We start from the raw sequence: 6,202 nt of genomic DNA on the forward strand, positions 1-6,202 counted from the left end.
GAAGAACTGGTCGTTCGGCGTGATGACGCCGCTGAAACCCCTGACCGGGGTCTCGAAGTTCGGTGGCCGGTAGGTGCGCTTGATGAGGGGCTTCTTGCCGGACAATGCCGTCCGCACGGCGCTTTCCACCGCACCGATCGGCAACTCGCCGGCCCGCAATGATCGCGGCACCAACAAGCCCGGCCAGGTCACAACGACCCCGCCAACCAAACCCTTGAGAAAAGTCCGCCTATCCAAGGTCTCATTCTCCAATTCTTAGGGCATACTTTATTTCCCGGTTTCAACTAAGACCTCCCTGACCGATCGAACGTTGCAGCTTCGGACGAGTCGATCAGATCATGAGCCGAGATGACTTAACCGAAACGCTGATACGGGTCCAGCCAAAGCTGTTAAGGAAGCTCTGAATAAGTCCTTCGACAAGCTCAGGACGAACGGTAACGTATGGATTCCGTTCGTGGTTCGACAAGCTCGCCACGAACGGAATCCACTTGTTCAGAGCTTCCTTAAGGACCGAGTGACGGAAGCCCAAAGCTTTCAAGGTATGCCCTCGGTCCGGAGCAGCAGGAACGAAATCACCCGGAAACGTATACCGTCCCGATTTGCTTCCCGGCATAGCTATCCTTCGCAAGACTCGGGAAGGTTTCGGAGAAGGGGCCGATGTTTTAATAGGAACTCCATCAGTACCTGATTGAACGCGTCCGGACGCTCCAGAGGCAGCATGTGCCGTGCGTCGCGGATGATCGCAAGCTCCGCCTGCGGCATTCTGGCTACATAGGTTTCCTTGACCGCTATCGGCGTGTAATCCTGATCCGAAGTGATCACGAGGGCCGGGCAGTGAATGGCGTCGAGATGATCCGCCACGGTCCATCCGATCAAAGCCCGCAAAGCGTCAAGGTAAGCCCGCGGATCATTCTCGGCCCACCGATCGATGAATAGCTGTCGGAGTTCTGCCTGTTCCGGCTCGGGGAAGAGACGCTTGCCCAGAACCTTTCCCATTTGGCGCATCCCCAGCAACCGGACGATGAGTTTCCGTTGGACGATCTGCAGTCGTGCTCTGAGCGTACGGAGGATGAATTCCGGGCCGCTGTTGACAATCACCAGGCTCTGCACGAGTTCCGGGGCGCTGATGGCGAGCTGAAAAGCGATCATGCCTCCCATCGAGAGGCCGACAACGTGAGTCGGACCCAGGGAGAGCAAGCGGATCAGTTCCGCCGTGTCCGCCGCAAACCCAAGAATACTGTAGGGGCCGGGCGGCTTGTCCGATCGGCCATGGCCGCGGAGGTCGAACGTGACCACGTGAAAACGTGGAGAAAAGTAAGCGAGCTGAGCTTCCCAATCCCGTGTGCTGGAGCCCAGGCCGTGGATGAAAAGCAAGGGCGGGCCGTGCCCCAGGCTTTCATAATGGAGTTCTGCACCTCGTATTTGAAGTCTGGGCATGCCCATTCCTTAAGCGGCGGGATTCTGTTGCCGAGCTTGGCCTTGTGCGGCTCCGGCCTGAGCCGATCAGCGGGCGATCCAGCCCCCATCGACCGGAAAGGCCGCCCCCGTGGTCGTCTTGGCCGCCTCGCTGCACAGGAAGGCGGTCCAGGCGCCAATGTCCTCCGGCGTCGAAAATTCGAGCATAGGCTGTTTTTCGCGCAGGAGCGCCAGTTTGGCCTCTTCCGGCGAAATACCCTGCTGTCGGGCCAAGTCCTCAATCTGTTTTTCGACCAGCGGGGTCAGCACCCAACCTGGGCAAATCGCGTTGCAGGTGATGCCGGCGTTAGCCGTCTCCAGAGCCACGACCTTGGTCAGACCCAGGAGGCCATGCTTCGCCGCCACATAAGCGGCCTTGCCCTCGCTGCCTACCAGGCCGTGGGTTGAGGCAATGTTGATGATCCGTCCCCAACCGCGCCGCTTCATGCCCGGCAGCGCGGCTTTGATGGTATGGAAAGCGGCTGAAAGATTGACGGCGAGCACGGTCTCCCACTGCGCATCCGGAAATTCCTCCAGCGGTGCCACATACTGAATACCGGCGTTGTTGACCAAAATGTCAACGGCACCGAAATCAGCCTCCACCGCTTGGATCATGCCGCGGATGGCAGCCGGTTGTGAGAAGTCTGCGGGGTAATAGGCAGTTTTCACACCCTGAGCGTGGCTCAAGCGCTGCGCCAATCTCTCGATCTCCTCGATCTCCCCGAAGCCATTCAAACCGATATGGCAGCCCTGCCGGGCGAGTTCGGTGGCGATGCCGAGACCGATGCCGCGGGTGGAACCGGTGACCAGGGCTATCTTCCCATGGAGCATGATTTTTTCTCCGCCATTCCCTATGGACGCCTCATCCATGGACCTCGTGGTCTTCGTTTAGGTTCCGGGAGACCTTCCGCTTACTGGACGATCTCCTGATAGTGATGCGCTCGCAACCCAAAAACTTCCCGGTTAGACAGGAACGCAAGAGGCTTCTCACCGGCTCGCCGAGTTCTTACGGTTTGCCCTGCGAGTGCTTCCGGAAAAACCGGACCATCTCCTCCGAGGCGCTGGGTCCCTTGGGGTCGGTATACGAGACATCAGGACTTCCGCCCGACCAGCCGTGGCCCGCCCCATGAACTAGCCACTGCTCCATGACGACCTGGCCGCTCGCGTCGTGATAGATGGAGTGGGTATAGGAATGCCCGTGAGGCACCTGACTCCGGTTTGCCGTGACCCGCAATTTTCTTCCCGCGCCTGAGTGTACGGTCGCCCACTGCGCCAAAACCCGATCGCCATTGCCGGGGTGAACCGTGGTGTCCCGGTCTCCATGAAAGACGATGGTGGGGACGATCCGGAGTGCTTTCAGCGCTGCCGGGAAACTGCTTTCCCGCTGCAGCAGCGCAGCTGTTTCCCCCTGCTGCATGGCCGCGAAGGCGGAGGGGATGTCATGGGCGACACCGTAAGGGAGTCCGGAATGGACGCCGATGGCGGCGTAGAGCTCAGGGTAGTTCACTCCCATGACCATGGCCATCGCCCCGCCGGCCGAGTGTCCCGCCACGTAGATCCGCCCGGCGTCAAGGCCATGGGTGCTCACGATGTGCCGGGTCATGTCGGCAAGGATGGACGGTTCGCCATGATCCCGGTGCTGGTCGCTCGCCTTGAACCAGTTCCAGCATCGGGACGGATTGGCTTGGGGCGCTTGCTCGGGGTACAGGACGAAAAATCCCTCCCGTTCCGCCAGGACATTCATGCGGGTGCCCGCGGCGAAGTCGTCCGGGTCCTGGGCGCAGCCATGGAGCATGACGATCAGCGGCAGGGCTTGTCCGTGGTAGCCGCTGGGAATATAGAGCTTATAGGCGCGGGTTCCGGCCGGGTTGGTGAAGGAACCTGTCATGAACTGCCCTCCTGCCTGAATGTCCGGGTTTGACTGGCTCGGTTTGGTTATTATGGATTCGAGTCCGGTTCGAAGCGAACGAAACGTAGCCTCGAAGGCGGACGACGGCGCGGAGGATGGGCTCGCGTCGTGCGGGCTCCCATGCGCCGATGCCCCGCTCTCCGGTGGCGGCGTGAGTTGGGAAATGTCGTCGATGACGCGGCACGTGCTGTCAATAGGTTCGTGACCGGAAGAGTCGGAGGTCTTCGAGGACGTGTCGGGTGCGAAACCGCCCCGGAGCGTGCGCCGGATGAGGGCGGCGGCTTCATCGAGCCGGCCCGAGCGGGTGAGCCGGGTGGCTTCCGCCATTACGGCGTGCAGTGCGTCGGTCATAATCCAGGTCTCCTTTGGCGATTGTAACAGCGGCCATGGTTCGGTGGGTGGAGACATGTGAGCTGTAAGTGGATCTCCACCGGCGAGGCGGGAAAACAAGGTCTAGCGGATGCGGCCGGCCAAGGCCGATTTGACGTCCGCACTGGCCCGCAAGGCCCCTAGTACCGTGATGGACTCGATGGTGTCCCGTGCCAGTTCGGGCGAGACATCATCGCCGATGATGACCAGGCCCAGCACCTGAATTTGCAGCCTCTGTCCGGCCGTCCGTACCGCTTCCAGATCGCGGCGGGTGTACTCCTGCAGGCCGAGAACCAGGGTCTTGCGGGCCACGGTTTGTTTCACCACCTCCGCGTGGGCGGCAAGTTGGTTGCGTATCGCGGTACGAATGAAGTCGGTGCGGTTGGAATAGAAGCCTTCCTGCACCAGCAAATCGATCTGCCCGAGGTCCACGAACCCCAAGTTGATCGTAATTTTCTCGGTCTCCCCTGCCATACCTTCTGCTTACCATCTCATAGCCATCCAATGGGATGGTAGCCTACTCCGAAACGGGGGACTGTCAAGGGGTGCCCGCGGCCGAACGGTTTCGTGGCTGACAGTCCCCTACGAACATCACGCAGCGTGGCGGATTCGGATCTACCCAATCGCTTTAGAATACCGTTTACCAGTATGTGGCCATTGATGTCCGCCTATTGCACATATCCTCTTTATATGGGGAGCCAGGAAGTAAATCGAACAAACCGTCCTAAACACGGTCCGTTTAAGAAACGGAATAAGGAGCTCTCCATGATCAAAACCATCGGATATGCTGCCCACAGCATGAGTGCGCCGCTGGGTCCGTTCCGCTTCGAGCGGCGCGAACCGGGTCCACAGGACGTGCAGATTGAAATCCTCTACTGCGGGGTCTGCCATTCGGATCTCCATACGGTCCGCAGCGAATGGCAGAACACCGTCTACCCGGTGGTGCCCGGGCACGAGATTGTCGGGCGGGTGACCGCGGTCGGCGACGAAGTGAAAACCTTCAAGGCCGGCGACTTGGCCGCCGTGGGGTGCATGGTCGATTCCTGCCGCACCTGTCCAGATTGTCGCGAGAATCTGGAGCAGTATTGTCAGAACGAACTCACGTTGACTTATAACAGTCCCGACAAGCACACGGGAAAGATGACTTACGGCGGGTACTCCAATGTGATCGTGGTCGATGAGCATTTCGTACTGCGCCTGCCCGAAAAGCTCGATCTCGCCGCCGCCGCGCCGCTCTTGTGCGCGGGCATCACCACCTATTCGCCGCTGCGTCATTGGCAGGTGGGCCAAGGCCAAAAGGTCGGAATCGTCGGACTCGGAGGCTTGGGCCACATGGGGGTGAAGTTCGCCCATGCTTTTGGATCGCATGTGGTGCTGTTCACGACTTCTCCGGACAAGACCGAGGACGCCAAGCGGCTGGGCGCCGACGAAGTGGTGATTTCAAAGAACCCCGATGAGATGAAGAAGCACGTCAACAGCTTCGACTTCATCCTCGATACCGTGGCCGCATCGCATAACCTGGACGCCTATATCGAGCTGCTCAAACGTGACGGCACGCTGTGCTTGATCGGGGTTCCGGATACGCCGCATCCGTCACCCGGCGTCGCCAACCTGATCTTCAGACGCCGACGAATGGTGGGCTCGCTTATCGGCGGGATCAAGGAGACGCAGGAAATGCTCGACTTCTGTGCCGATCACGGCATCGTCTCGGACATCGAACTCATTCCTATCCAAGAGATCAATGACGCATACGACCGCATGCTCAAGAGCGACGTGAAGTACCGCTTCGTTATCGATCTGGCGTCGTTGGAGCAGCAAACGGTCACGGCTTGATCAGGAAAATGATCATGCCGGCAAAACAGAAACGTGGACGATCAGGATGAGTCCATCTGTTCATGCGATTGGCTTATTCATAAGCTCTTTCGAGCAGTCAAAACAGACCGTGTGAGGGCTGCAAACCGCGATCTGCAAGGGATGTTACGGGTTACCGTTTCACCCGAAACCGAGCCCAACCGGGTTCGCCGCCACGGACGTGATGATGGGCTGCACTGAGTCTTGGGCAGGCCGATATAGCGTGAATGCCGTAACCCACCACGGTAGATGGCTTGTGCATGGATACTCTCGATGCTGGCACGCGCTCTATGCTGCTCACGCGTTCGCAGTCCGATGCGTCGCGGTTCGACTTTGGCATGGGCCATTGCGCACAAATGGACAGGGGGCGTACTCCTGACGTGTAAAGCGGGTCTTCCACACGATGCCAGTTCCAAGTACATTCAGGGAAGTCTTGCGGCATAGGCAACCTGCAGGACAACCCCGCCAATCAAGCCAATCTGTCGAGATTCCGCAAGTATTTGCGGAATGTACTTAGAGCGTTTTCCATCCCGGTGTACGGATTCGTTCCAGGAGGGGAGAACGTAGGTCGGCAATCCCTTCCCAATCGCAAACGGTCGCTTTAGTCGCGACCCTTCC

The 6,202-nt window shown here is 59.4% G+C and carries 5 protein-coding genes and 1 pseudogene; 1 reads left to right on the forward strand and 5 read right to left on the reverse strand.

The genetic code is table 11. The annotated features are described in order from the left end of the window. The 5 genes and pseudogenes from ABJK70_RS18405 to ABJK70_RS18425 form a co-directional block, all read right to left on the reverse strand. A pseudogene (locus tag ABJK70_RS18405) lies at positions 1 to 237 on the reverse strand (oxidase); the annotation flags it as partial. A gap of 378 nt (positions 238 to 615) precedes the next feature. Beyond that, on the reverse strand, positions 616 to 1,437 hold the full coding sequence (locus ABJK70_RS18410) for an alpha/beta hydrolase (protein ID WP_347258717.1): 822 nt from the start codon (positions 1,435 to 1,437) through the stop codon (positions 616 to 618). A gap of 66 nt (positions 1,438 to 1,503) precedes the next feature. Next, positions 1,504 to 2,286, reverse strand: coding sequence for a 3-hydroxybutyrate dehydrogenase (locus tag ABJK70_RS18415; RefSeq protein ID WP_347258718.1), 783 nt, complete (start codon positions 2,284 to 2,286; stop codon positions 1,504 to 1,506). A gap of 175 nt (positions 2,287 to 2,461) precedes the next feature. After that, positions 2,462 to 3,715 (reverse strand): PHB depolymerase family esterase, encoded by a 1,254-nt coding sequence (locus ABJK70_RS18420; protein ID WP_347258719.1) that lies wholly within the window; start codon positions 3,713 to 3,715, stop codon positions 2,462 to 2,464. Between the two features lie 102 nt (positions 3,716 to 3,817). Continuing rightward, positions 3,818 to 4,207 carry a CopG family transcriptional regulator gene (locus ABJK70_RS18425; protein WP_077732190.1) on the reverse strand — a complete coding sequence of 130 codons (390 nt, stop codon included), beginning with the start codon at positions 4,205 to 4,207 and terminating at the stop codon, positions 3,818 to 3,820. Between the two features lie 291 nt (positions 4,208 to 4,498). On the opposite strand from ABJK70_RS18425, the gene ABJK70_RS18430 reads away from it, so the two are divergent. Further along, entirely contained in the window at positions 4,499 to 5,566 is a 1,068-nt protein-coding gene (locus ABJK70_RS18430; RefSeq protein ID WP_347258720.1) for an NAD(P)-dependent alcohol dehydrogenase, read from the forward strand. Positions 5,567 to 6,202: the final 636 nt, after the last annotated feature.

The sequence above is a fragment of the Methylocaldum sp. genome, assembly GCF_039794385.1.
Lineage (GTDB): Bacteria > Pseudomonadota > Gammaproteobacteria > Methylococcales > Methylococcaceae > Methylocaldum.

What these genes read in the sequence shown, in the direction of transcription:
- ABJK70_RS18410 (WP_347258717.1), bottom strand. Translation starts at nt 1,437, where the DNA reads ATGCCCAGACTTCAAATACGAGGTGCAGAACTCCATTATGAAAGCCTG.
- ABJK70_RS18425 (WP_077732190.1), bottom strand. Translation starts at nt 4,207, where the DNA reads ATGGCAGGGGAGACCGAGAAAATTACGATCAACTTGGGGTTCGTGGAC.
- ABJK70_RS18415 (WP_347258718.1), bottom strand. Translation starts at nt 2,286, where the DNA reads ATGCTCCATGGGAAGATAGCCCTGGTCACCGGTTCCACCCGCGGCATC.
- ABJK70_RS18420 (WP_347258719.1), bottom strand. Translation starts at nt 3,715, where the DNA reads ATGACCGACGCACTGCACGCCGTAATGGCGGAAGCCACCCGGCTCACC.
- ABJK70_RS18430 (WP_347258720.1), top strand. Translation starts at nt 4,499, where the DNA reads ATGATCAAAACCATCGGATATGCTGCCCACAGCATGAGTGCGCCGCTG.